The organism is Burkholderia sp. MSMB1498 (assembly GCF_001526245.1).
Taxonomy (GTDB): domain Bacteria; phylum Pseudomonadota; class Gammaproteobacteria; order Burkholderiales; family Burkholderiaceae; genus Burkholderia; species Burkholderia savannae.
Window position 1 is genome coordinate 125,642 of the sequence record NZ_LOYJ01000033.1, and the last position, 24,003, is coordinate 149,644.

General features: G+C 68.2%; 25 protein-coding genes. 7 read left to right on the plus strand and 18 right to left on the minus strand.

Annotation, left to right across the window (positions count from 1 at the left end):
* Window positions 1-214 precede the first annotated feature (214 nt).
* The 14 genes from WS91_RS06715 to WS91_RS06780 are packed head-to-tail and all read right to left on the minus strand — an operon-like array spanning window position 215 to window position 13,478.
* The gene (locus tag WS91_RS06715; protein ID WP_038744203.1) at window positions 215-1,618 is read right to left on the minus strand and encodes an MFS transporter; all 1,404 of its coding nucleotides are present in this window, start codon (window positions 1,616-1,618) and stop codon (window positions 215-217) included.
* Window positions 1,619-1,653: 35 nt separating this feature from the next.
* Entirely contained in the window at window positions 1,654-2,901 is a 1,248-nt protein-coding gene (locus WS91_RS06720) for an NAD(P)/FAD-dependent oxidoreductase (protein ID WP_038744108.1), read from the minus strand.
* Window positions 2,894-3,859, minus strand: coding sequence for a VOC family protein (locus WS91_RS06725; RefSeq protein WP_038744106.1), 966 nt, complete (start codon window positions 3,857-3,859; stop codon window positions 2,894-2,896). Before WS91_RS06725 ends, WS91_RS06720 begins: the two co-directional genes overlap by 8 nt.
* Window positions 3,860-3,875: 16 nt before the next feature.
* Window positions 3,876-5,366 (minus strand): aldehyde dehydrogenase, encoded by a 1,491-nt coding sequence (locus tag WS91_RS06730; protein ID WP_059582508.1) that lies wholly within the window; start codon window positions 5,364-5,366, stop codon window positions 3,876-3,878.
* Between the two features lie 21 nt (window positions 5,367-5,387).
* A complete protein-coding gene (locus tag WS91_RS06735) occupies window positions 5,388-6,203 on the minus strand; it encodes an aspartate dehydrogenase (RefSeq protein ID WP_038744102.1) in 816 nt (271 codons plus the stop codon).
* A complete protein-coding gene (locus tag WS91_RS06740) occupies window positions 6,196-7,869 on the minus strand; it encodes a thiamine pyrophosphate-binding protein (protein WP_059582509.1) in 1,674 nt (557 codons plus the stop codon). The genes WS91_RS06735 and WS91_RS06740 overlap by 8 nt, the downstream gene beginning before the upstream one ends.
* Entirely contained in the window at window positions 7,862-8,659 is a 798-nt protein-coding gene (locus WS91_RS06745) for an SDR family oxidoreductase (protein ID WP_059646721.1), read from the minus strand. The genes WS91_RS06740 and WS91_RS06745 overlap by 8 nt, the downstream gene beginning before the upstream one ends.
* Window positions 8,656-9,510 (minus strand): IclR family transcriptional regulator, encoded by an 855-nt coding sequence (locus tag WS91_RS06750; protein ID WP_038744096.1) that lies wholly within the window; start codon window positions 9,508-9,510, stop codon window positions 8,656-8,658. The genes WS91_RS06745 and WS91_RS06750 overlap by 4 nt, the downstream gene beginning before the upstream one ends.
* Window positions 9,507-10,403 carry an alpha/beta fold hydrolase gene (locus WS91_RS06755; protein ID WP_059646723.1) on the minus strand — a complete coding sequence of 299 codons (897 nt, stop codon included), beginning with the start codon at window positions 10,401-10,403 and terminating at the stop codon, window positions 9,507-9,509. Before WS91_RS06755 ends, WS91_RS06750 begins: the two co-directional genes overlap by 4 nt.
* A 16-nt stretch (window positions 10,404-10,419) precedes the next feature.
* Window positions 10,420-10,947, minus strand: coding sequence for a cupin domain-containing protein (locus tag WS91_RS06760; protein WP_038744200.1), 528 nt, complete (start codon window positions 10,945-10,947; stop codon window positions 10,420-10,422).
* Between the two features lie 31 nt (window positions 10,948-10,978).
* Window positions 10,979-11,749, minus strand: coding sequence for an SDR family oxidoreductase (locus tag WS91_RS06765; protein WP_038744092.1), 771 nt, complete (start codon window positions 11,747-11,749; stop codon window positions 10,979-10,981).
* Window positions 11,746-12,813, minus strand: coding sequence for an aromatic ring-hydroxylating dioxygenase subunit alpha (locus WS91_RS06770; RefSeq protein WP_038744090.1), 1,068 nt, complete (start codon window positions 12,811-12,813; stop codon window positions 11,746-11,748). Before WS91_RS06770 ends, WS91_RS06765 begins: the two co-directional genes overlap by 4 nt.
* Window positions 12,814-12,847: 34 nt before the next feature.
* On the minus strand, window positions 12,848-13,159 hold the full coding sequence (locus WS91_RS06775; RefSeq protein ID WP_038744087.1) for a recombinase-like helix-turn-helix domain-containing protein: 312 nt from the start codon (window positions 13,157-13,159) through the stop codon (window positions 12,848-12,850).
* A gap of 1 nt (window position 13,160) precedes the next feature.
* On the minus strand, window positions 13,161-13,478 hold the full coding sequence (locus tag WS91_RS06780) for a non-heme iron oxygenase ferredoxin subunit (RefSeq protein WP_038744084.1): 318 nt from the start codon (window positions 13,476-13,478) through the stop codon (window positions 13,161-13,163).
* A 434-nt stretch (window positions 13,479-13,912) separates the two neighbouring features.
* Here WS91_RS06780 and WS91_RS06785 point away from each other — a divergent pair, with 434 nt between their 5' ends.
* The gene (locus tag WS91_RS06785) at window positions 13,913-15,001 is read left to right on the plus strand and encodes a porin (RefSeq protein ID WP_038744082.1); all 1,089 of its coding nucleotides are present in this window, start codon (window positions 13,913-13,915) and stop codon (window positions 14,999-15,001) included.
* 309 nt (window positions 15,002-15,310) lie between these two features.
* Here the strand turns inward: WS91_RS06785 and WS91_RS06790 are convergent, their stop codons facing one another.
* Window positions 15,311-16,261: an IclR family transcriptional regulator gene (locus WS91_RS06790; protein ID WP_038744080.1), complete on the minus strand. Its 951-nt coding sequence runs from the start codon at window positions 16,259-16,261 to the stop codon at window positions 15,311-15,313.
* Window positions 16,262-16,339: 78 nt separating this feature from the next.
* Complete coding sequence (locus tag WS91_RS06795; protein WP_038744079.1) at window positions 16,340-16,966, minus strand: alpha-ketoglutarate-dependent dioxygenase AlkB family protein; 627 nt, start codon at window positions 16,964-16,966, stop codon at window positions 16,340-16,342.
* A gap of 132 nt (window positions 16,967-17,098) precedes the next feature.
* Here WS91_RS06795 and WS91_RS06800 point away from each other — a divergent pair, with 132 nt between their 5' ends.
* The 3 genes from WS91_RS06800 to WS91_RS06815 all read left to right on the plus strand — a co-directional run bounded on the left by WS91_RS06800 (window position 17,099) and on the right by WS91_RS06815 (window position 20,236).
* Window positions 17,099-17,683, plus strand: a complete 585-nt coding sequence (locus WS91_RS06800) for a malonic semialdehyde reductase (protein ID WP_038744198.1) — start codon at window positions 17,099-17,101, stop codon at window positions 17,681-17,683.
* A 60-nt stretch (window positions 17,684-17,743) separates the two neighbouring features.
* Window positions 17,744-18,907: a metallophosphoesterase gene (locus WS91_RS06805; protein ID WP_059646727.1), complete on the plus strand. Its 1,164-nt coding sequence runs from the start codon at window positions 17,744-17,746 to the stop codon at window positions 18,905-18,907.
* A gap of 612 nt (window positions 18,908-19,519) precedes the next feature.
* The gene (locus tag WS91_RS06815) at window positions 19,520-20,236 is read left to right on the plus strand and encodes an MgtC/SapB family protein (RefSeq protein ID WP_038744074.1); all 717 of its coding nucleotides are present in this window, start codon (window positions 19,520-19,522) and stop codon (window positions 20,234-20,236) included.
* 20 nt (window positions 20,237-20,256) lie between these two features.
* Here the strand turns inward: WS91_RS06815 and bpsR are convergent, their stop codons facing one another.
* Entirely contained in the window at window positions 20,257-20,976 is a 720-nt protein-coding gene (gene bpsR, locus WS91_RS06820) for an autoinducer-binding transcriptional regulator BpsR (RefSeq protein WP_038744072.1), read from the minus strand.
* Window positions 20,977-21,049: 73 nt separating this feature from the next.
* Between bpsR and WS91_RS06825 the strand changes: the two genes are divergently transcribed.
* From WS91_RS06825 to WS91_RS06835, 3 genes are all read left to right on the plus strand, one after another.
* Complete coding sequence (locus WS91_RS06825; RefSeq protein ID WP_038744070.1) at window positions 21,050-21,493, plus strand: DUF4902 domain-containing protein; 444 nt, start codon at window positions 21,050-21,052, stop codon at window positions 21,491-21,493.
* A gap of 217 nt (window positions 21,494-21,710) precedes the next feature.
* Window positions 21,711-22,322: an N-acylhomoserine lactone synthase BspI1 gene (gene bspI1, locus WS91_RS06830; protein WP_059582528.1), complete on the plus strand. Its 612-nt coding sequence runs from the start codon at window positions 21,711-21,713 to the stop codon at window positions 22,320-22,322.
* Between the two features lie 86 nt (window positions 22,323-22,408).
* Window positions 22,409-23,221, plus strand: coding sequence for a hydroxymethylglutaryl-coenzyme A reductase (locus WS91_RS06835; RefSeq protein ID WP_059669973.1), 813 nt, complete (start codon window positions 22,409-22,411; stop codon window positions 23,219-23,221).
* Here WS91_RS06835 and ribA read toward each other — a convergent pair.
* On the minus strand, window positions 23,184-23,837 hold the full coding sequence (gene ribA, locus WS91_RS06840; RefSeq protein ID WP_038744066.1) for a GTP cyclohydrolase II: 654 nt from the start codon (window positions 23,835-23,837) through the stop codon (window positions 23,184-23,186). The two genes, WS91_RS06835 and ribA, sit on opposite strands and share 38 nt — an antisense overlap.
* Window positions 23,838-24,003: the final 166 nt, after the last annotated feature.

Below are 24,003 nucleotides of genomic sequence, written 5' to 3' on the forward strand. Positions count from 1 at the left end.
TTTAAACTCGCCATTAATAAATCCCTGGAATGTCACTTATCGAATGCGCGCAGCGGTCCGCCCTTGGCCGGTCCGCGCGGAATCGCCGGATGCGCCGATCGCCGCAATCGATGCATCCCTTTTGCCGCTTTCGAGCCGATGCGCGCCAAAGAAAAACGGCCCGGAATGTCCGGGCCGTTTATGTTGCATTGCCAAACGTCGCGAAAATGCCGCGCTATGCCTCGAGTTTCTCGAGCACCTGCCCTTTCGTTTCGATGCCGACGAAATGCACGGTCAGCGCGGCGACGAGCGGCACCGCCGCGAGCAGGTAGAACGCCGGGCTCAGATCGCCTCCGACGATGGCGCGCGGCACCACCATCGGCGCGACGAACGACGCAATCTTCAGCCACGCGCTGCCGAGCCCGCAACCGGCCGCTCGGATGCTCGTCGGATACTGCTCGGGCGTGTATACGTAGGACGTGATGAAGCCCGATGCCATCAGCCCGAGCGCGAGCGAGCAGAACGTCGCGACGACGTACACCGACGACGCGTGATAGATCCCCGCGAACGCGAGCGACAGCGCGCACAGCACGAACGACCAGACGATCACCGGCTTGCGGCCGACCACGTCGACGGCGAGCGCCGACACGAGCGAGCCGACCACGCCCATCACCGAGCCGATCACCGCCAGGTTCAGCGCGAGCTGCAGCGGCGCGTGGTAGAAGTTCTTGTAGATCGTCGGCAGCCACGTCGACAGCCCGTATTGGATGAAGCCGCACGTCGCCCACAGCGTCGCGATCGCGAGCGTGCGCTTCAGGTAGGCCGGCCCGAACAGATCGACCATCCGGCGCTTCGGATGACTGCGCACGAGCGCGTCGAACTCGCTCGCATGCGCGACGGGCGGCAGCGGCCCTTTCACCGCCGATTCGAACACGTGCAGCGCGCGCCCCGCCTCGTCGAGCCGCCCCCGCGACGCGAGCCAGCGCGGCGACTCCGGCACGAGCCGCGTCAGCACGAACGCGAGCGCAAGCGGCATTCCTCCGATGAAATACATCACTTCCCAGCCGAAGCGCGGCACGAGCCACGCGCCGAGCGCCATCGACGCGAGCAGGCCGATCGGAAACACGATCTCGTACAGCAGCACGAAGCGGCCGCGGCCGTGCGCGCGCGTGATCTCGTTGATGTAGGTCGCGGCGACCGGCAGCTCTCCGCCCAGGCCGAGGCCCTGCAGGATGCGCAGCAGTACGAATGCTTCGAATGTCGAAGCGAATCCGCAGGCGATGCTCGTCACGCCGATCACGGCCGAACTCCACGCGATCGCGCGCACGCGGCCGTGCTTCTCCGCGAGCGCCGGAAACAGGAACGCACCGAGCAACTGGCCGATCGCGCCGGACGCGATCAGCATCCCGACCTGATTCGGCGACAGCCCCCATTTGTGGATCAGCAGCGGCAGCGTCGCGGCGATCGTGATCACGTCGAAGCCGTCGAAGAAGGTGGCGGTGCCGATCAACACGCGCGCGCGGATCTGCATCGCGTTCGCGGGCAACCGCTCGAGGCGGGCGATGATCGCGCCCGGGGTCGCGGCGGTCGCCGCCTGCGCCGCGGCCCCGCCCGCGACGACGCTTTCCAGTGTGCTCATGCGTGTGTTCTCCTCCATGTCGTCGTTCTCGTCGGTCAGGCAAGCGCCTTTGTCGTGTCCGCCAGCGCGGCGACGTCGATCGCGCGCCCCTGGTTCATCCATTTGCGCGCGAGCTTCAGCTCGCGCGCCGAGTTGATCGCGATCACGCCGCGCAGCGCGCCGTCCGTCAGGAAGAACAGCGTCGCGCGCTTTGCGGCGACGTCGCCGCGCACGACGAGCTGCGCATCGGCCGGCAGGTCGCCGAGAATCTGCAGGTTCACGTCATATTGATCGGACCAGAACCACGGAATCTCCGCATACGGCGCGCGCACGCCAAGCACCGCCTTCGCGGCCGCGATCGCCTGGTTCTGCGCGTTCGCCCACGATTCGAGCCGCACGCGGCGCTTGAGCCACGCGTTCGGATGATTCGCGACGTCGCCGCACGCGAAGATCGCCGGATCGCTCGTCGTTCCGTATTCGTCGACGACGATGCCGTCTTCGACGTGCAGGCCCGCCTCGGCCGCGAGCGACGTGTTGAGCGCGAGGCCGATTCCCGCGACCGCGAAATCCGCATCAACGGTCGTGCCGTCGGCGAGCGCCGCGCGCACGCGGCCGGCGTCGTCCGGATGCGCGCCGAGCGACGCGAGCGACGCGTTCAACCGCACGTCGGCGCCGTTCGCACGATGCAATTCGAGGAGAAAGTCGGACACGGCGTCCGGCACGGAGCGCGCGCAAAGGCGCGGCGCGCCTTCGACGACGACCGCGTCGACGCCTAGCTTGCGCGCGGTCGCCGCGACCTCGAGCCCGATCCAGCCGCCCCCGATCACGAGCACGCGACGGCTCGCGCGCAGCTTCTCGCCGAGCGCCACGGCCTCGTCGAGCGTGCGTAGATAATGAAGGTTAGGCGTCTTGACAATCGATTCCGGCAGACGGCGCGGCGCGCCGCCCGTCGCGATCACGAGCCGATCGTATTCGACCTCGCGGCCCGACGCCGCGCGCACGACGCGCCGCACGCGATCGATCGACGCCGCGCGCTCAGGCTGCCATGCTTCGACGCCGAGCGCGCCGAATTCGTCGGGCTGCACGACGCGCACGGTCGAGAGGTCCGCATCGCCCGCCAGCACCGCCTTCGACAGCGGCGGCCGCTCGTAAGGCAGATGCGTTTCGTCGGCGATCATCACGATGCGGCCGGCGAAACCTTCGCCGCGCAGCGTCTTCACCACCCAGCCCGCCGCCTGCCCGCCGCCGATCACGACGACGGTACGCGGCGCGGCGAGCGCTTCGGCATTCGCTTGCTCAGTCATCCTTACGCTCCGTCATGAACTTGCCCTCCGGCGCCTTCGCGTTCTTCTGCCGGCGCGTGTTGCCGTCGAGGCCGCCGTCGATCGCCCACTCTGCGAACACGGTCGGGCCCGGCTCGAACTCGCGCGGCTGCCACGCGGGCGTCAGCATGTCCTCGTCCGCGTAGTATTCGATGAGACCGCCCGCCGGATTGCGGAAGTACCAGAAATACGCGGACGACACCGGATGCCGCCCCGGCCCGAGCTGCGTCTCCCAGCCGCAGCGGCTCACGTGCATGCCGCCGCCGAACACTTCGTGAATGTCGCGCACCGTGAACGCGACGTGATTCAGGCCGCGCTTGGCCGTAGGCAGCGCAAGCAGGAACAGGTCGTGGTGGCCGCCGTGCGGCGCGCAGCGCATGAACGCGCCGCGGCCCGGATAGCGGTCCGACGTCTCGAAGCCGAGCAGCTCGTGATAGAACGCCTCCTGCTCCGCGAGCCGGTTCGTGAAGAACACGACGTGCCCGACTTCGATCGGCTCCGCACGCTCGTAGATCGCGGCCGGCTGATCGACGCGCAGCGTCTCGCCCCACACGTTCGGCAGCGAGCCCTTCACGTCGATCGCGCGCTTGCGCGTCACCTCGATGCGGATCGCCATGCCGTTCGGATCGATGCAGCCGATCGCGTCGTCGGTCTCGTAGTGGCCCGGCTGGCCCGCGAGCCTGCCGCGCAATGCGTCGAGCTCCGCCCGCGTGCCGACGCCCCACGTCACCTCGCGCAGCGTCGGGCCGGCTTCGAACGCGGGCGGCAGCGACGGCTCCCGCGCGTCGACGGCGAGCACCGTGCAGCCGTTCATCGTTTCGAAGCGCGCGTGCGCGTCGTCGCACGCAATCTCCTTCAACCCCCAGTCCGCGAAGAAGCGGCGGCACGTCGCGAGATCGGTCACGCCGTAGGTAATCTGTTCGATGCCGAGAATGCTCATTCGATGATCCTTTGCGTCAGTTCGCCCACGGCAGCGGCGATTCGTTCAAGCCCCAGTAGAGGCTCTTTTGCTGCATGTACTCGCGAATCCCGAGGCTGCCCTTCTCGCGGCCCATTCCGCTTTCCTTCCAGCCGGAAAACGGCGTCGAGATCGAGAACTGCTTGTACGTGTTGATCCACACGGTGCCCGCGTCGAGCGCGCGCGCGATGCGCCATGCGCGCTTGTAGTCGCGCGTCCAGATGCCGGCCGCGAGGCCGAACACGCTGTCGTTCGCTTCGGCGACGAGCGACGCCTCGTCGTCGAACGGCAGTGCGACGAGCACCGGCCCGAAAATCTCTTCCTGGCAGATTCGCGCGTGGTTCGACAAGCCGTCGAGGATCGTCGGCAGATAGAAGAAGCCCGCGTCGCGGCCTTCGCCCGTCGGCCGCTCGCCGCCGCACAGCACGCGGCCGCCTTCGTCGCGGCCGAGCGCGACGTAACGCTCGATCGTGTCGCGATGCTGCGCGGTGACGAGCGGCCCCATCTGCGTGCGCTCGCTCGCCGGATCGCCGACGCGCAGCTTGCGCGCCGCGTCGACGAGCCGTGCGACGAACGCGTCGTAGATCGCGCGCTGCACGAACAGGCGCGAGCCCGCGATGCACGATTCGCCCGACGAGCTGAAGATCCCGAACAGCACGCCGTTCACCGCGTGATCGAGATCGGCGTCGTCGAACACGATCGTCGGCGACTTGCCGCCCAGCTCGAGCGACAGCGGCATCAGCTTCTCGGCCGCGAGCCGTGCGATCCCTCGGCCGACTTCGGTGCCGCCCGTAAACGACACCTTCTTCACGAGCGGATGGCGCACGAGCGCGTCGCCGATCACCGAGCCCTTGCCAGGCAGCACCGAGATCACGCCGGGCGGCACGCCCGCCTGCCCGCAGAGACGCGCGAGCGCGAGCGACGCAAGCGGCGTCACCTCGGCCGGCTTCAGCACGACCGCGTTGCCCGCCGCGAGTGCCGGGCCGAGCTTCTGCGCGTCGGAGGCGATCGGCGAATTCCACGGCGTGATCGCCGCGACGACGCCGAGCGGCTCGTGCACGCTCATCGACAGATAGTCACCGCGCGACGGCGTGAGCGCCTCGTCGAGCGTCTCGGCGGATGCGGCGAAGTAGCGAAACGTGTTCGCCGCGCTCGCGACGAGCGCGCGCGTCTCGCTGATCGGCTTGCCGTTGTCGCGCCGCTGCAGTTGCGCGAGCGCCTCGTGATTCGCGTGGATCAGATCGGCGATCCGGTACAGCACGCCGGCGCGCTGATGCGGCTTCAGGCCCGACCAGTTCGCGCGGCGCCATGCGGCGTCGGCGGCCTCGACCGCTTCGTGCGCGTCGGCCGCGCCGGCCATGTGGATCTCGGTGTTGAGCGAGCCGTCGGCCGGATAGAAATTCGGCGTCGTCGCGCCGCGGCCTCGGCGCCATTCGCCGCCGATCAGGATCTCGCCCGTCGGCACGAGGGAAGAGTCGAATGCAGTCATGATGATGGGTGTCCTAACCGTTCAGATCACGCAGTGCGACGCGCGGTTGCGCAGCGCGCGAATCGCGCTGAACGCCGTCAGCGCGGACGTCTTCGGGTTGTCCGGCAGCGGCTTGCCGCTCATCTCGATCGACATCTCGCCGAACGCGCCGCGCGCGACGATCCTGTGCACGTTGCGCGTGAGCGCCGGATCGGCGATCAGGCGCACCTTCGTCGCGTCTAGCCCGACGCCCGCGAGCGCGACCGTCGCCGCGACGTTCGCGTTTTTCGGATAGAGCCGCGCCGCGTCGCGTGCGCTGCCTTCGAAGATCGTCTGCTCGGACGTCATCGCGCGCAGGTCGCAGAGCGCCTCGGCCGGCGTGCCGAGCCAGCCGAGCGGCGGCTTGCGGCCGATGTACAGCACTTCGTCGAGGCCGCCCTGCTTCGCGGACGCGAGCGCGTCGACGCCGCCGATCGCGCCCGACAGCAGCGTGAGCGTCGCGCCGCCTTCATCGGCCGCCTCCGACAGCGCGTCGAGCAGCGCGAGATCGGACAGCGCGCCGATCGACGCGACCGCGCAATCGGTGCCCGCCTTCAAGAGCGGCACGACGTGGTCGACGAGCGCGCCGTGCCCCGCGCATTCGAGCGCGAACTGCGGACGGTACGCGAGGGCTTCGACCGACGACACGACGTCGACGCGCTCGCCGAGCGCGCCGCGCACCGCGTCGCATTGATGCTCGGGCACGATCACGTGCGCGACGCGCAGCCCGGCGTCGTGCTCCACCGCGCGATAGACGGCCGCGCCGATCGCGCCGAAGCCGATCATCGCGACGTCGACGGGAGCGTGCGCGTTACGCATATTGGCGCTCCGCGGGCGTGTCCTTCTTCACGGGCGGGCCCGCGAACGCGGTCGCGAACGAGCCGATCGACAGCATGTCGACTTCGACGAGCACCGGGCCTTCGTGCGCGAGCCCTTCGCGAACGATGCGCTCCGCGTCGTCGAGCGACGTGATCCGGTGATGCGCGAGGTTCAGGCTCGCGCAGAACTGCGCGAAATCCGGCTGATGCAGATCGACGTAGCAGCGGCGGCCGCCGTACTGCGCGTCCTGGATGTTGCGGATCACGCCGTAGCACTGGTCGTTCATCAACACGATCATCACGTTCGCGTTTTCCTGCACGGCGGTCGCGAGCTCGCCGACGTTCACCATCAAGCCGCCGTCGCCGACGAGGCACACGGTCTTCGCCGCCGCGCCCGAGAGCGCCGCGCCGATCGCCATCTGCATGCCCTGGCCGATGCCGCCGCCCAACGCGTGCACGCCCGCGCGCGGCTCGAAGATCTGCAACAGGCGGTTGCCCCACGTGCTGTTCGAGATCGTCACGTCGCGCACCCAGTTGTAGTCGCGGCCGACCGCCTGCTGCAGCGTGTCGACGAGACGCTTGTACGGGCCGAGCCCCTTGCCCACGTCGGCCGCCGCCGCCTCGCGCGCGGCCGCGAGATCGTCGACGAAGCGCGGATCGACGGCGAGCTTGCCTTCGAGCCGGTCGGCGAGCTCGGCGAGCACGCGCTTCGCGTCGCCGTGCACGAACAGATCGTTGCGATAGCCGCGGTTGTCGGCGAGCGCATCGGCATCCACGCGGAAGAGCGGACGCGGCAGCGCGAGCTTGTACTTTAGCGTCTCGTTGCCGCGCAGCCGCGAGCCGACGACGACGATCGCGTCGCAGGTCCTGTAGAAGCTCTCGACGGCCGCGTGCACGTTGAACGCGCCGAGCGTCGCCGGATGGTCTTCGGGCAGCACGCCGCGCCCCTGCACGCTCGTGACGACGCCGAAGCCGAGCGCGACGAGCCGCTCGACCTCCGCGCGCGCATGCCGCGCGCCGCCGCCGAGCCACAGAAGCGGCCGGCGCTTGTTCGCAAGCGCGTCGGCGAGCTTCGCGACGCGCGCGCTGTCGTGCTCGCGCACCGCGACGTGCGGCGGCGCGAGATCGTCCGGCCATTCGATCTCGGCCGCCTGAATGTCGATCGGAATCTCGACCGACACGGGGCCGCTCGGCGCGGTCATCGCGACGCGCACGGCTTCGCGGATCGTCGGCAGCACGGTCTCGACCGTGCGCACGCGATACGCGGCCTTCGAGATCGCGTTGAGCATCGACAATTGATCCGGCGCTTCGTGGATGTACGCGAGATCCTGATCGAGGTAAGGCGTCTCGATCTGCCCGGTGATATGCAAGAGCGCGGTGCCCGCCGTCAGCGCTTCGACCATCGCGCCCGCCGCGTTGCCGGCGGCGGTGCCCGTGCTCGTGAACGCGACGCCGAGGCCGCCCGACACGCGCGCGAGGCCGTCCGCCATGTTGACGGCGCCGGCTTCGCCGCGCGCGCCGACGTAGCGGATCTTGCCGCGCGTATGGATCGCGTCGAGGATCGGCATGTTGTGAATCGAGATCACGCCGAAGGCGGTCTTCACGCCGCATTGTTCGAGGAAGGCGGCGATCAGCTCGCCCACCGTGGTCGTGGTTTTGTTAGACATGGCGTGCAAAGCCTCCTGATACGTCGATATGGCTGCCCGTCGTGTACGACGACAGATTCGTTGCGAGATAAAAGAGCGCCCAGGCGGCCTCGTCGGGCCGGCCGAAACGCGCAAGCGGAATGTTCTTCTTCGCGGCGAGCGCGGCCGTCCACGCTTCCCACGATTCGCCCGGCCGCGCCTGCGCCTCGTGGCGCCGCCGCCACTGCCCCGATTCGACGATGCCGATCAGGATCGAGTTGACGCGGATGCGCTCGGGCGCGAGTTCGGTCGCGAGCGACTTCACGAGGCTCAGCACGCCCGCGCGCGCCGACGACGTCGCGACCATATGCGGCTCCGGCTGCAGCGCGAGCAGCGAATTCACGCAGGTGATCGTCGGCGCGGCCGATGCGCGCAGCAGCGGCAGGAACGCGCGCGTCGGGCGGATGATGCTGAAGTACTTCAGTTCGAGCTCGTCGCGCCATGCGTCGTCCGTCGTGTCCGCGAACGTCGACACGCGGCCCTGGCCCGCGTTGTTGACGAGCATGTCGGCGCCGCCGAAGCGCTCGGCGACGGCCTGCTCGAATGCGTTCACGTCGGCCTCGTCGAGCACGTCGCAGCGCGCGGCGAGCACGCGCTCGCGCGGGAATTGCTGCACGAGCCGCGCATGCGCGCTCGCGAGCCGCTCGTCGCTGCGGCCGCATATCGCGACCGACGCGCCCGCGCGCAGAAACAGCTCGGCGCTCGCGTAGCCGATGCCGGACGAGCCGCCCGTCACCACCGCCACCTGCCCGCTCAAATCGATCTGGATCATCGCAATCCCAAAGCCTTCAAATAGGTGTTTTCGTCGTCGGAACGGTAGTTGAGCCGCCGCGACAACTCCGCCGCCGCGCGCAGCACCTTGTCGATCAGCCCGTCGGCGACGAGCGATGCGTCGATCTCGGGCCTCGGCACCGTCACCGTGACGACCGCGACGATCTTCCTCGCGTCGTTGCGCACGGGCGCGGTGACGACCGAGATGTCGCGCTCGAACGCCGAATTGCCGATCCCGTAGCCGCGGCGCGCGTCGTCGCGAATCACGTCGAAGAGCGCGTCGAGGGTTTCCGGCGTCGCCTTCGTCACGCGCTCGAGCTCCCGTTCGGGGTACAGCGCGCGCAACTCGGCGAGCGACAGGTCGCCCATCAGCACGTGACCGTGCGTCGTCGCATGCGCGGGCAGGCGCGTGCCGACGTTCACCCGCACCGAGCCGAACGCATGCCCCGCGTTCTGCGCCTTCGCGACGAACACGACGTCGCGGCCGTCGCGGATCACGATGTGCGTCGTGAAGCCCGTCGCGTCGCGCAGCCCTTCGATCACCGGCAAGCCGAGATCGGTCAGCTCGAGCGAGCTCAGATACTCGAAGCCGAGGCGCAGCACCGCAACCCCGAGGCGATAGTTGCGATCCTTGTCCGCGCGCTCGAGAAAGCCGAGCGATTCGAGCGTCTGCAGCAAGCGGAACACCGTCGTGCGCGGGATGCCGAGCCGCTTCGACAGCTCGGGCGCACCGAGCACCGGCTCGCGCGGCGAGAATTCGGCGAGAATCCGCAGCCCGCGCTCGAGCCCAGGTACTACGTAGTTCGAATCATTCTTCGCGTCGTCGGCGTCTTTCAGCAGCGGCTCGCTCATGGCGCACCTCGCGATCCGTCGCATTGACGGCAAAATGCGTCGATCAACGCGCTGTACGCATCGGGCGCTTCGACATAGCCCGCGTGGCCCACGCGCGGAATCACCTGCAACCCGACGCCCGCCGCCTGTGCGATCCGCTCGCATGCGGCGGGCGGCGTGATCGCGTCGTTCGCGCCGGCCGCGACCGCGATGCGGCCGTGATAATGCGAAAGATCGGACGCGAGGTCCGCGTTCGCGAGCAGGTGCGTCGCCTGCGCATAGCCCGCGGGCACGATGCGCGCCATGTTCCAGCGCACCCACGCGCGCGCCGCGTCGCTCGCGTACGCGGACAGCATGTTCGCGCTGCGCTCGTCGGCGAGCCCTTGCGGGCCGAGCGCCGCGAGCAGCGCGAGCCGGCTGTCGCGCCGCTCGGCGCGCACGTCGGCGGGCGCGCTGCCGTAGCCGCCCGCGGGTGAAATCAGCAGCAATCCTGACAGACGCTCGCCCGCGCGCCGCGCGAACGCGCCCGCGACGATCGCGCCGAGCGAATGGCCGACAAGCACGCAGCGCCCGATCCGCAACGCATCGAGCCATGCGCCGAGCGCCGCCGCGTAATCGGCCGCGACGGGCGAATCGGCCGCGACGCGCGACGAAGCACCATAGCCGGGCGCATCCCACGCGAGCACGCGGCGCGTCGCGCCGAGCGCATCGAGTTGACGCACCCACGACGCCGCGCCCGATCCGATCCCGTGCAGCAACACGACGGGACAGCGCTCGCCGTGCGCGTCGCCCGCCTCGCGGTAGCCGATCGTGCCCGCGGCGCCCGCGTCCGCGCGGCGCTCGGCAAAGCAGCCGAGCAGCTCCGCGAACGGTTTCGCGCTGGCGTCGCCAGCCGGCCTGGAAATTGCGCTCATCGTCGTCGTCCGTGCCTCAGCGCTTGATCTTCGCAAGCGGCGAATCCGGCGGATACGTCGGCGTGATCGGCTTCGGCGAGCCGAGCATCACGCACATCAGCGCGTCCTCCTCGCCGACGTTGATTTCGGTCCGATAGACGCCCGGCGGCACCGAGATCAGATCGCGCTCGCCGAGCACGGCTTCCCAGATCTCGCCGTCGCGCTCGCAGATCACCTTCATCTTGCCGCGCAGCACGAAGAAAATTTCCTCGACGTCGACGTGGATGTGGCTCGGGCCGACGTTGCCGGCCGGAATCACCATCGTCGAAAACGTGAAGCCGCCCGCCGGCACCGTGTTCGTATCCTTCGCGACGCCCGTGCCGCCCGTGCCCACGTAACGCATCTGCGCGCGGCGGTACTTCGGATCGAAATCGGCCTGGAACTTCAGCGCGTCCCAGTCGTAGCGGCGCGTCGCGAAGCGCGCGACGCGCCCGTCCATCCACTCGGCGAAGCTCGCGCTCGCCGGCTGGTCCCACGATTTACGCTCGATATCGGCGTCCGCCATCGTCATCTCCTTCAAGAGTTCTAACAATCGGTCAATGCATCACAAAGCCGCCGTTCACGGGCAGCAGCTGGCCCGTCACGAAGCGCGCGGCGTCGGACAGAAGGAACAGCACCGGCCCCGTCACGTCGGCCGGCGCCTGCGCGCGCGGCAGCGCGCGGCCCTGCAGGTAATACTGGTGGCGCTCGGCGGGTACGTAGGCCGTCGCCTCGACTTCGGTCAGGCCCGGCGCGATCGCGTTGACCGTCACGCCGTGCTCGCCGAACTCCCGTGCGAGCGCATGCGTCATCGCGATCACCGCGCCCTTGCTCGCGACGTACGCAAGCAGTTTCGGCGCGCCCCACAACGCGGTATCGGACGCGAGATTCACGATCGCGCCGCGCCCCGAGCGCGCGAGATGCGGCAGCACCGCGTTGCACGCGAGCCAGACACCGCGCGCGTTGACATTCATCACCGCGTCCCACGTGTCGATCGAAAGCTCGGCCGCGAGCTTGCCGCCCGAGTTCGTGATCGCCGCGTTGTTGACGAGGCCGTCGACGCCGCCGAGCACGTGCGCGCCTTCGTCGACGAACGCGGCGACGCTCGCCGGGTCCGCCAGATCGAGCGCAATGAAGCGCGCGTCGTGGCCCGCGCCGCGCAAACGCTGCTCGAGCGCGCGCCCTTCCACGTCGAGCACGTCACCGAATGCGACCTTCGCGCCCGCCGCGACGAGCGCCTCGACGAACGCCGCGCCGAGCCCGCGCGCGCCGCCCGTGACGAGCACGCGGCGGCCGGCGAGCGCGACCGCTTGCACGGGCGCGCTCATGCGCGCTCCGCCGCTTCGGCCTGGGCCGCGCGATGCGCGTCGAGCGCCGCGAGATGCTCCTGCGCGCGCTGGCGCAGCATCCGCCGCGCGCGCGTGATGCCGACGTCGTGCTGATACAGGTATTCGTGATCGCGCGCGTTCGGCGCCATGCTCTCGAGCACGTAGCGGTCCTGTTCAAGCACCGCCCAGTGCAGCCCTTCGAGGCGATTGCGATACAGGAAGCGCCACACGTCGCGCTGCCAGCCATCGACCTTGCGGGTGCGCCAGAAATAGACCTGGCAGTGGTCGTCGTCGATCGGCGTCGCGAAGCCGACGATCCCGAAGCTGCCGCCCGGGCCGAACTTGCGCTGGTACGGAATCGCGAGGCGCAGCCAGATGCAGCCCGTCTCGCCGAGCTCGACCCAGTCGAAGTTCACGTCACGCTGGTTGACCTTCTCGAACATCAGGCCGGTCTCGGTCTTGCGCACGCGCATGTCGGCCTGCTTGTCGCCTTCAGCCATCGAATGCGACGTCGCGTGCAAGTACGCGCCGTGCATCGGGTCCATCACGTTGTCGATCGCGTACTGGTAATTGCAGGTCCAGTTCGACACGCACACGAACTGCGCATACTCGGGCCCGACGAGCTCGTCGGGCAGCACGAGCGGCGCGGGCTCGCGATGCGCGTCGTCGCCAAACCACAGGAAGATCGCGCCCGCGCGCTCCTCGACCGGATACGATTTCACGCATGCCTGCCCTTCGAGCGGACAGTTCGACACGGCCGGCACCTTCGTCACGGTGCCGCCGCCGTTCACTTCGACGCCGTGATACCAGCACGCGACGCGATCGCCGAGGTTCCAGCCGAGCGACAGCCTCGCGCCGCGGTGCGGGCAACGATCCTCGAGCGCCTGCACCTTGCCCTGCTGATCGCGCCACAGCACGATCTGTTCGGATAACCGAGTAATGCCGACGGGCGCGCTCGACACTTGCCAGCTCGGCGCGACGGGGTACCAGTAGTTACGGATGCCGCGGTCGAGATACTCGCGGATCGGATCGGCGCCGGCGTTCGTTTGGGCGGAAGACGTCATCTGTTTGCTCCGGAAGCGTTTGAGGGCGGCTGCGTCATTCGGCGAGCGCGGCGAGTTCCGCGCAGAAGCGCTCGGCGGTCCACTCGGCGCCGTCGGGCGCGCGAAAGCCGATGCGGTTCAGGCCCGCGACGACGTCCGCCAGCTCGGTCGCGCCGCCTTCGAACACGCGCTCGAGCGCGTCGCCCAGATCGTTCTCGTACTGCGTCGGCTCGGCCTTGCGCGTCTGCCACACGAGATTCGGCATTTGCCCGGGGGTCTCGATCTGCCCCTTGCCCGCGACGTTGTTCGGCTGCGGCGCGCGCCACGGCATGAGGAACGGGTTGAAGTTCACGGTCGTCTCGTTCATGTCATTCCACCTTGATCTGGATTTCTTCGCCGGCGAGCCGCACCGCGTATGTCTTCAGCGCGCGGCCGCCCGGCCCCTTCAGGCACTGGCCGGACTTGATGTCGAACACGGCCTCGTGCAGCGGGCACTCGACCGTGCCTTCGTCGACGAAGCCTTGCGTAAGAAGCGCATACGCGTGCGGGCAGACGTTCTCGAGCGCGTACACCTCGTCGCCGACGCGATAGATCCCGATCTCGACGCCGTCGGTGCGCTTGAACTCGATCGGCGAATCCTCGGACAACGCGCCGGCGTGTCCGGCGCAAACCCATTGTTCAGACATCTCACACCCTTCCTTCAAGTCGGCCTGTCCGTTTGTTCCACATGCGGAACATCAGTTTATGGATGGTGATTATAGGAGTGCGTCTCGAAGATCAAAATAAAAAGCTGCGGCTCCTAGGGAAAACACCGAGGTGTGGATTCCGTGCGATGCGCCGCAACCCAGGCCAGCCGGGCACGAGATGGGAATTTCGGGTTTTCCCTCGATTTTTCATGATGTTACGGGCGAGTCGTCGGACGAATCGCGCGCGCCGTTCCGATTCGAAAATTTATTTTGTTCCTGTCAATTTCCGCCCCTATACTCCATTCCACCAAAGGCACAAAGTTCCATATATGGAACACAAGAAGGCCAAATACTCAGCCGTGGGAACGCGCGTGGCCGACTCTTTCGCGCGCGGCCACCGCCCGCGTCATTCGAAGCGAAGGTCAGGAGATCAGATGGTCAAGCATGCGGTAGCAGCATTACTCGGGGCGGGCGTCGCCGCCGGCGCGTGGGCGCAGAGCAGCGTCACGCTGTATGGCAGCCTCGACGCCGGCGTCGCGTACGTGAACAACGCCGGCGGCGGCGCGAAGTGGTCGATGATTCAGGGCAACACGCAGCCCGACCGATGGGGCCTGAAAGGCGTCGAGGATCTGGGCGGCGGCCTGAAGGCGATTTTCCAGCTCGAAAACGGCTTCTATACGAACAGCGGCCAGATGGCGGCGGCGGGCACGATGTGGAACCGCCAGGCGTTCGTCGGCCTGAATTCGGACAAGCTCGGCACGCTGACGCTCGGCCATCAGACGCCGTTCAACTTCGACTGGCTCGACCCGCTGTCGACCGCGTTCCTCGCGCAGAGCTGGTACGCGTTCCATCCGGGCAACCTCGACCAGCTCGCGGACACGAGCACGGTGCCGTTCAACAACTCGGTCAAGTACCGGTCGCCCACCTACGCGGGCTTCACCGCGGGCGCGATGCTCGGCTTCGGCAACACGACGAACTTCTCGACCGGCCGGACAATGAGCTTCGGCGTCAACTACGCGAACGGCCCGTTCAAGGCGGCCGCAGTCTATTCGAACGAGCACGACCAGGCGTTCTCGATGGCGACCGTCGGCGGCATCGCCGGGCCGGGCGGCACGTTCCAGGGCATGCCCGTCGCGAATTACGTCGCAAAGAAGGCCGAGAACATGGGCGCGGGGCTGTCGTACCAGTTCGGGCCGCTGCTCGTGCACGGCCTCTACACGCGCGTGAAGCTGCAGGCGAACGGCCACTCGGACACGTTCCAGAGCTACGACACCGGCGCGAACTATCAGACGTCGCCGTTCAACGTGATTGCGGGCGGCGCGGCGACATCGACGCTCGCCGGCCGCCGCTGGACGCAGTTCGAGCTCGGCGATACGTATTCGCTGTCCAAGCGCACCCAGCTCTATGCGAACGTGCTCTACGAGCACGCGAGCGGCAATGCGAAGGCGGCGTTCTTCACGGCGGGCGTGTCGAGCACGGCGAACCAGGTGATCCTTCTGGCGGGGATTCATCACTCGTTCTGACGTTGCTCCGATCGCGGCGTGACGCCGCGCGGGCGCGCCGAGCACCCGTCGCGTGACGGGCGGGCGGCGCGCAACGCGGCTTCGCCGCGGCGGCCCAGCACGCCGCAGCGGCAGCGCGCGGATGCAAAAAAGCCCTCGCTTCGTGCGAGGGCTTTGTCTTTTGAAGCGTCGTCGAGAAGAACCTCAAAGACCGATCAGCCAGTTCGAACCGCCACCGCCGCAGCCCGATTCGCCTCGCGCCGCATCGTGCGCCGCCCGCGCTGCCCGCACATCCCACGCGCCCCGCGCCGCCCGAGACGAACGAAGCGATCAGAACAACGCGACCTTGTGCCGCGCGTGCGCGACGGTCGGATCGCTGTCGAGCGGCCGATAGTTCAGGCGCTGCGACAGATCGACGGCCGCGCCGCACACCACTTCGACGAGCCGCTCCTTTTCATCGGCCGAGCCGATCTCCGAGCGCGGCACCGTCGCCGTGATCGCGGCGACGATCGAGCCCGAGTGATCGCGCACGGGCGCCGTCACCGCCGAGATTCCGCTCTCGAACGCGCCCTCGCTTACCGCATAACCGAGGCGCGCGTAATGGCGCACGCGCTCGTAAAGCTCGTCGACGGTCGCGGGCGTATGCTCTGTGAACGCTTCGAGCCGCTTTTCCGGATAGAGCTGGCGCATCGCGTCGCGCGTCAGGTCGCCCATCAGCACATGGCCGTGCACGGTCGCGTGCGCGGGCAGCCGCGTGCCGACGTGCACCTTCACCGAGCCGAACATCGGCGCGTTGCTCTGCGCCTTCGCGACGAACACGACGTCGCGCCGGTCGCGGATCAGCAGATGCGCCGACAGGCCGGTCGCATCGCGCAGGCGCTCGAGCACCGGCGTGCCGAGGTCGGTCAGTTCGAGCGAGTTCAGATATTCGAAGCCGAGTCGCAGCACGCCGACGCCGAGCCGAAAATGACGGTCGCCGTTCGCGCGCTCGATGAAGCCGAGCGCCTCGAGCGTCTGCAGCAGACGGAACGTCGTCGTGCGCGGAATGCCGATTCGCTTCGACAGCTCCGGCGCGCTCAGCACCGGCTCGCGCGCGGAAAACTCGGCCAGGATGCGCAGCCCGCGTTCGAGCCCCGGAACGAGATAGGACGACGCGCCGCCCGCGGCTTCGTCGTCGGCCGCGTCAGGCGCTGCGGCCGCAGCGGCCGTGGCATGGCGCGGATTGCCCGTTGCGGCGTCGGCGGCACGCTTCGCCGCGGCTGTCGTGGTGGTTTTGGCCATGTCGGCTGCAGTGGACGGAAAGAAACCGAATCATAACGCGAAGGCTGCCCGGTTTTGACGCGCGGGCAGCGCCCGCCGTCATCCGCCCGCCAGCGGCCGGACGCGCCGCGCGGCGGCGGGCGGCGCGCTCACCCAGCGAAACGTCAGGTTGATCCGCTCGCCCTGCACGGCGGGCTCCTTCGGCACGCGGTGCCGCCATTCCTGCTGGGTACGCCCGCGCATCACGAGCAGGCTGCCGTTCGTCAGACGATATGCATGCGCGACGCCCGTCCCGTTGTGCCGCAAATCGAAAATGCGCGTCGCGCCGAGGCTCAGCGACGCGATCACCGGCTCGGCGCCGAGCTCCGGTTCGTCGTCCGCGTGCCAGCCCATGCTGTCGAAACCGTTGCGATAGCGGTTCAAAAGCACGCTGTTGAAGCGCGCGCGGCTCGCCGCCTCGACCATCCGCTTCAGCTCGAGCACGGCGGGCGTCCAGGGCGCCGGTTCGTTGCGGATGCCCGAGTACACGTAGATCGCCTGCGGTTCGCCCTGCCACGCGGTCAGGCGCGGCAGCGGCAGCAGGCCGCGCGGCGTGCGCATCGTGTCCTGCCGCCACGCGACCTCGTCGACGAGGCGCGCATGGAAACGGTCTGCGTCGGCGGGCGCGAGCCAGTCCGGATGCCAGTCCACATCGGGTTTCGGCAGGTCGTCGAACAAATCGAACATCGTCGGTCAAAATCTCCGCATCCGGCTATCATCGCGGAATGGCGCGCATCGCATCGTGCGGCGCCGCGCCGCCCTGTTCAAATTCTAGCCGCGCAAACGCAAAGCCGTTTGCGCGCTCATCCGGATCTCGACATGACTCTTTCCGATTCCGCCCTCGATCAAATTTTCCGCACCGCGCGCACGCACAACGCGTGGCAGCCGAGGCCCGTCGACGACGCGCTGCTCCACCAGTTGATCGACCTCGTCAAATACGGCCCGACGTCGGCGAACTCGAGCCCCGCGCGCTTCGTGTTCGTGAAGTCGCCGCAAGCGAAGGCGAAGCTCGAGCCCGCGCTGTCCGAGGGCAATCGCGCGAAGACGATGGCCGCGCCCGTCACGGTGATCGTCGGGATGGATCTCGCGTTCTACGATCATCTGCCGAAACTCTTTCCGCACGCGGACGCGCGCAGCTGGTTCGCGGGCAACGACGCGCTGATCGAAGCCACGGCGTTCCGCAATTCGTCGTTGCAAGGCGCGTACCTGATCGTCGCCGCGCGCGCGCTCGGCCTCGACGCGGGCCCGATGTCCGGCTTCGATCAGGCGGCCGTCGACGCCGCGTTCTTCGCCGGCACGTCGATCAAATCGAACTTCCTCGTGAACCTCGGCTACGGCGACCCCGCCGGCCTGTTCCCGCGCAGCCCCCGCTTCTCGTTCGACGAAATCGCGCGCATCGCATAATCGTGCAACGGGCGGCGCGTGCGCGCGCCGCCTTCTCCCCAGTTCCTCCCGTTCCCGCCCATGCGACGCGTTTCATCGTTTCTGCTGCGCCTCACGATCATCGGCGTGCTGCTGCACGTGTACGTCGGCTTTCGCCTCCTTCCCGACCTCGCGTCGCCCGCCGCCCGCTACGCGGGCGCGCTGTGGCTCGTCGCGTCGTGCTTCCTGATTCCGCTCGGGATGCTCTCGCGCGTGTTCGAGCGGCAGCCGCTCGGCGATCGCATCGCATGGGTCGGGCTCGTCGCGATGGGCTTCTTCTCGTCGCTGCTCGTGCTCACGCTTGCGCGAGACGTGCTGCTCGCGTCGCTCGTCACCATCGACGCGCTCGCGCCCGGCGCGGTGTCGCTCGCGCACTGGCGCACGCAGACGGCGGCAGGCGTGCCGCTCGCGGCGCTCGCGGTCAGCGTCGTCGGCTTCGTCAATGCGCGACGCCGCGCGCGCGTCGTCGACGTCGACGTGCCGATCGACGACCTGCCCGCCGCGCTCGACGGCTTCACGATCGTGCAGATCACCGACATCCACGTCGGCCCGACGATCAAGCGCGGCTACGTCGAGGCGATCGTCGACGCGGTCAACCGGCTCGAGCCGGACCTCGTCGCGGTGACGGGCGACGTCGTCGACGGCACGGTCGCGCAGCTCGCGGGCCACGCGGCGCCGCTCGGCGGGCTGCGCGCGCGGCACGGCGCGTACGTCGTGACGGGCAATCACGAGTACTACTCGGGCGCCGACGAATGGATCGCCGAGTTCCGTCGCATCGGCCTCGACGTGCTCCTCAACGAGCACCGCACGCTCGACCACGGCGACGGCAGGCTCGTGATCGCGGGCGTCACCGACTACTCGGCGGGCCACTTCGATCCCGCGCATCGCAGCGATCCGGACGCGGCGCTCGCGGGCGCGCCCGTCGACGTGCGCATCCGCGTGCTGCTCGCGCACCAGCCGCGCAGCGCGACCGCGGCGGCCGATGCGGGCTTCACGCTGCAATTGTCGGGCCACACGCACGGCGGCCAGTTCTTCCCGTGGAATTTCTTCGTGCGCCTCCAGCAGCCGTTTACCGCGGGGCTCGCGCGGCTCGGCGGGCTGTGGGTCTATACGAGCCGCGGCACCGGCTACTGGGGGCCGCCGAAGCGGCTCGGCGCGCCGTCGGAAATCACGCGATTGCGTCTCGTGCGCGACGACGGGAACTAAGCGTGCGCGCCGTCGATGCCGAATGCCGAATGCCGAATGCCGAATGCCGAATGCCGAATGCCGAATGCCGAATGCCGAATGCCGAAGGCCGAAGGCCGAAGGCCGAATGCCGAAGGCAGAACGCGATTCGACGGACCATAGAAGAGACGAATGTCGAGGCAAACGCCCACGCTCGCCGTCGCCTGCCGGATCGATTCATGCGGAATCCCGACGATATCCACTCCGCAACGTCTGCGCCCCGCCCGCGTTCGCGCATCGCCGCGGCCGTCACGGAATGTCGCCGGACGTCGCCCACCCGAGCGCCCGCGCAGCCGCTCTTGCGGGTTGACTCGCGCGACGGGTCCCGCCTAGAATGCCGGCCATCCATCCTTTCAGGAACCGTCGTGGACAGTAGCAGCGCAACGTCCGCACGCCGCTTCGCCTGAACGCCCGCCTGCCGGCCCAGTCGCCGCCGCGCGCGTTCATCGGAACGCGTGCGATTTCCCGATTCACACAAACGCATCGATTCGCGCGCTAAAGTGGCGTGCGGCGCACGATGCATGCGCGCCCGCTCGGGACGCTCGCGCCGCCGCGCTCCGTCGCGCGCCGCGCACTCGGCATGGCAGAACACCAATGACTTTCGAATTCGCACTTCGCCTCTTCACCGCATTCGCCTGCGGGGTCGCCATCGGCCTCGAGCGGCAAATCCGCCAGCGCACGGCCGGCCTGCGCACGATCACGCTCGTCGCGAGCGGCGCGTGCCTCTTCGTCACGCTCGGCGTGCTGACGGGCAACGGGATTCCCGGCGTCACGCAGATCGCCGCTTACGTCGTGTCCGGCGTCGGCTTTCTCGGCGGCGGCGTCATCATGCGCGACAAAGGCTCGATCCAGGGCATCAACACCGCGGCGACCCTCTGGTGCTCGGCCGCGGTCGGCGTGCTGTCCGGCGCCGGCCACTACATGCCCGCGCTCGCGGGCACGGGCGTCGTACTGCTGACGAACACGCTGCTGCGCGGCGTGAGCCAGGCGATCAACGCGACGCCCGTCTCGAACGCCGATCTCGTGCGCGAATATCAGATCATCGTGATCTGCCTCGCGTCGGACGAAGTGCACATCCGGACGCTGCTGTCGAATTCGATGTATGCGAAGCCGCTGTCGTTCCAGAGCCTGACGAGCGAGGACGTGCCGCGCGAGCCCGACGCGCCCGAGCGCATCAAGGTGACGGCGACGCTCAAGCTGCACCCGAAGGATCAGCAGAAGCTCGAGCAGATCGCGAGCCGCATGAGCATGGAAAAGAGCATCTCGAGCGTGAGCTGGACGGCGAAGGAGGCCGAGCCGATGATGGAGTGACGCGGGCGCGCCCGCGCCGCTCACGGCGCCTCGATGAGCCCCATCGCGATCGCCTTCACGACGGCCTGCACCTTGTTCGTCGCGCCGAGCTTGTCGAGGATGTTGTTCACGTGGAAGTTCACGGTGCGCTCGGAGATGTTGAGGATCTGGCCGATCTCGCACGCCGTCTTGCCCTCGCCCGTCCAGCACAGCACTTCGCGCTCGCGATGCGTGAGCGACACGCCCGATTCGGGCGCGAGCTTCGGCACGAGGAAGCGGCTCATCAGCGAGTGCGACATGTTCGCGAGCCAGTTCGCCTGCAGCGTCAACTGATTGATCTCGGCGGGCGTCAAGCGATCCGTGTGCCGCGCGATCGTCAGGAGCCCGAACACCCCGCGCGGCGCCCAGCTCGACTGCGCGACGCCGACGGCCAGCCCGTGATCGCGCGCGTCGCGCCATAGCGTCGTCTCGTCGACGCTGCTCGCCTCGGGCCAGACGATCATGTTCGAGCAGAGCGCGCCGTCGCGCACGGTCGGATCGACCTCCAGGTAGTTCATCTCCTGATAGCGCTCCATCCAGCCGTTCGGATAGGTGTCGAAGATCGCCACCGCCGGCTTCGAGATCGGCAGCGGCACGCGTATGCCATAGCAGCAATATTCGAAGCCGAGCCGCTTCGAGTACGCGGCGATCTGTTGAAAGAGCTGCTGCTCGTTTTCCGCGGCGCTAAATTGAAGATAGGCATCTTGCCAGCGCAGTTCCATTCGTTCTCCAGCAGCTTCACGCTGTCATACTTGCTAGGTTTCAGCACGCGCGCGGACTGATACATTCCGCGGCATGAATTCACCATTGCTCCACCGCTTTTGCGGCCCATCCACCGACGGCTACGTGCGCCTTCCCGTGCACGCGCTCGCGGAGCTGCAGCTCGTGCACGTGTCGTCCGGAATCGATTCCGGATTGCTCGTCGAGCTGCGCGCGAGCGAAATCGACGCCCGTCTCGCCGGCTACACCGAATGGGAGCGGCCGTCGAGCACGTGCGCCGCGCACGTCACCGTCGGCTGGGACTGGTACGTCGACGGCTCCACGGGCGCATTCGTCATAGCATGGGGCGACGTGCGCAGCAACGTGATGGGCGTGGACGGCAACGGTCTCGACATCGGGATGGACCCGACGTCGGCCGCGCTGTCACGCCGGCTCGCCCAGTTGAACTGGCCGTCCGCAGTCGCCGCCGCGATGTTTCGTCGCGGCGATTTTTCGCACGCGGGCCCCACTCTGCAATGATGCGCATTGGTGCAATTAGTGCATATTGTCCAATTTTCCTCGAACGTTGCGGATTGACAAGCAAATTATCCAATCTTTGCAACCCGGCACTGACGAAATCCGCCAAAGCTCCCCCACCCGCCTCGCCATCCCGACCCTGTAAGGGTTAACAGTTACTTGTCCTCGGAGCGCGCGATGTAATGCGCCCATTCCAAAGTACACGCACGAGGACGACACCATGCGAACTTTCGTTCATGGCGACGGGCGCCTGCCGAGCGACTTGGCGGCTGATCTGGGCCTTTATCGGCACCGCGTTTTCGTCGAGCAGCTCGGCTGGAAGCTACCGTCGGCAAGCGAAGGGTTCGAGCGGGACCAGTACGACCGTGACGACACCGTCTACGTGTTCGCCCGCGACGACGACGGCGAAATTTGCGGTTGCGCGCGGCTGCTGCCGACCACCCGCCCGTATCTTCTGCAGGAACTGTTCCCGAGCCTCGTCGCGAACGACATGCCGCTGCCGCAGGCCGCGGCCGTCTGGGAGCTGTCGCGCTTCGCCGCGAACGCGGAAGATCCGGCCGGAAGCGGCAATCCGGCGTGGGCAGTGCGGCCGATGCTCGCCGCCGTCGTCGAGTGCGCGGTGCGGCGCGGCGCGAAGCAGTTGATCGGCGTGACCTTCCTCAGCATGGAGCGGCTGTTTCGCCGGATCGGCGTGCACGCGCACCGGGCCGGGCCCGCGCAACAGATCGACGGGCGCATGGTGGTCGCGTGCTGGATCGATCTCGATGCACAGACGCTCGCCGCACTCGGCCTCGATCCGCTGCTGTGCGCGCCGCGCGCCGAAGCGGCCTGAGCGCGCGATTGTCGGCCCTCGGAACCGTGCCGTTCGCCATTCAAGGAGATATATACACCGTGGACCATTCATCGGTATTTCGCGCGATGCTGCCCACGTTCGATGCCGGCGAAACCCGCATCGCCGTCGCCTTCCCGTCGTTCGCCGGGCGCCTGCCGCTCGTGCGGCTCGGCAGGCAGGGGCTCGTCTTTCGCGCGCGCGGCGCGATGCCGCCCGTCTGCGGACTGCCCCGCTCCGCGACGCTGTATCTCGACGACGAGCCGCTCTGCACGCTGCGCCTCGTGATCCGCGAAGTCGACTCGTGCGACGACGGCGCGCACGACCTGACGATGCAGCCGTCGGCCGCGAACGGCGACGCGCTCCTCTGGCATGCGCTGCGCACGCGTTGCCGGCATGCGCGGGCGCCGCTCGCGCAACGCGCACCGGGCGGCCAAGCGCCGTCGGCGGCCAACGCGCCGGCGGCGTCGCGCCAGCGCGACGCGTCGACGCGCGACGAACCGTGCGGCTCGCAAGCGGCCGGGGCCGGCATGCGCGTGACGCGCAGCGCGGCGTTCCGGCTCGCGGACCGCGGCGACGCCCTCTTTTTCGCCGATTGGCTCGAATACCACTTCGACGAATTACGCGCGCTCGCGCAAGGCCTGTCGCCGCGGCTGCACCTGAACGAGCTCGAGCGGCACCTGACGGGCGACGAGGTCGACGTGCGCTTCGTCTACGACATCGACGGCCACGCGGACCGTAGAATGCTCACCGATTGCGCGCGGCAGGCATGCGAGTGGATCGCGGCCGAGATGCGCCGCCGCTTCGATCTACCGATTGCCGAGCAGCGCTTCGGCGCGCGCAAGCCGCGCCGCGCAACGCACTCTACTCGTTTTCGTCGAAATAATAGTGGCCGAACTTGAGCTGCTTCGTCCGGATATAGCGCTCGTTCTCCTCGCGCACCGGCACCGCGAGCGCGACACGCTCGCAGACCGGGATGCCGTGCCGCACGAGCGTGTCGAACTTCTTCGGGTTGTTGCTCATCAGTCGGACCGACGTGACCTTCAGTATCCGCAAGATCGCGGCGGCGGAATCATACTCGCGCGCATCGTCCGGCAGGCCGAGGTCGAGGTTCGCCTCGACGGTGTCGCGCCCCTGCTCCTGCAGCGCATACGCGCGGATCTTGTTGCTCAGGCCGATCCCGCGGCCTTCGTGTCCGCGTAGATACAGCAGCACGCCGCGCCCCTCGGCCGCGATGTAGCGCAAGGCGAGATCGAGTTGCTCGCCGCAATCGCATCGATACGAGCCGAACACGTCGCCCGTCAGGCATTCGGAATGAAGCCGCGTCAGCACCGACGGCTGCTCGGCGACATCGCCCATCACCAGCGCGAGGTGCTCGGCATCGCCGCCCGCGACGCGAAACGCATACGACGTGAAGGTGCCGTAGCGGGTGGGAAGCGTTGCCGTGGCGACGAGCGTCACGCACTCGGGCACGGCGCCGTCGTCGGGCTGCGGCGATTCAGGATGCGAAGACTTCATGGAATGCATCAAACGAAAGAATTAAGGAATGTTCTGGATGGCGAGTGGACGGAGTTTACCGCTAATCTGCGAACTGGACGCACCCGCCCGCGGACGCCGATCTATACTGGATTCTTCACCCGACGCGGCGGCCGCGCGCCGCCTTCCGTGAATCGCCCAGCCAAGG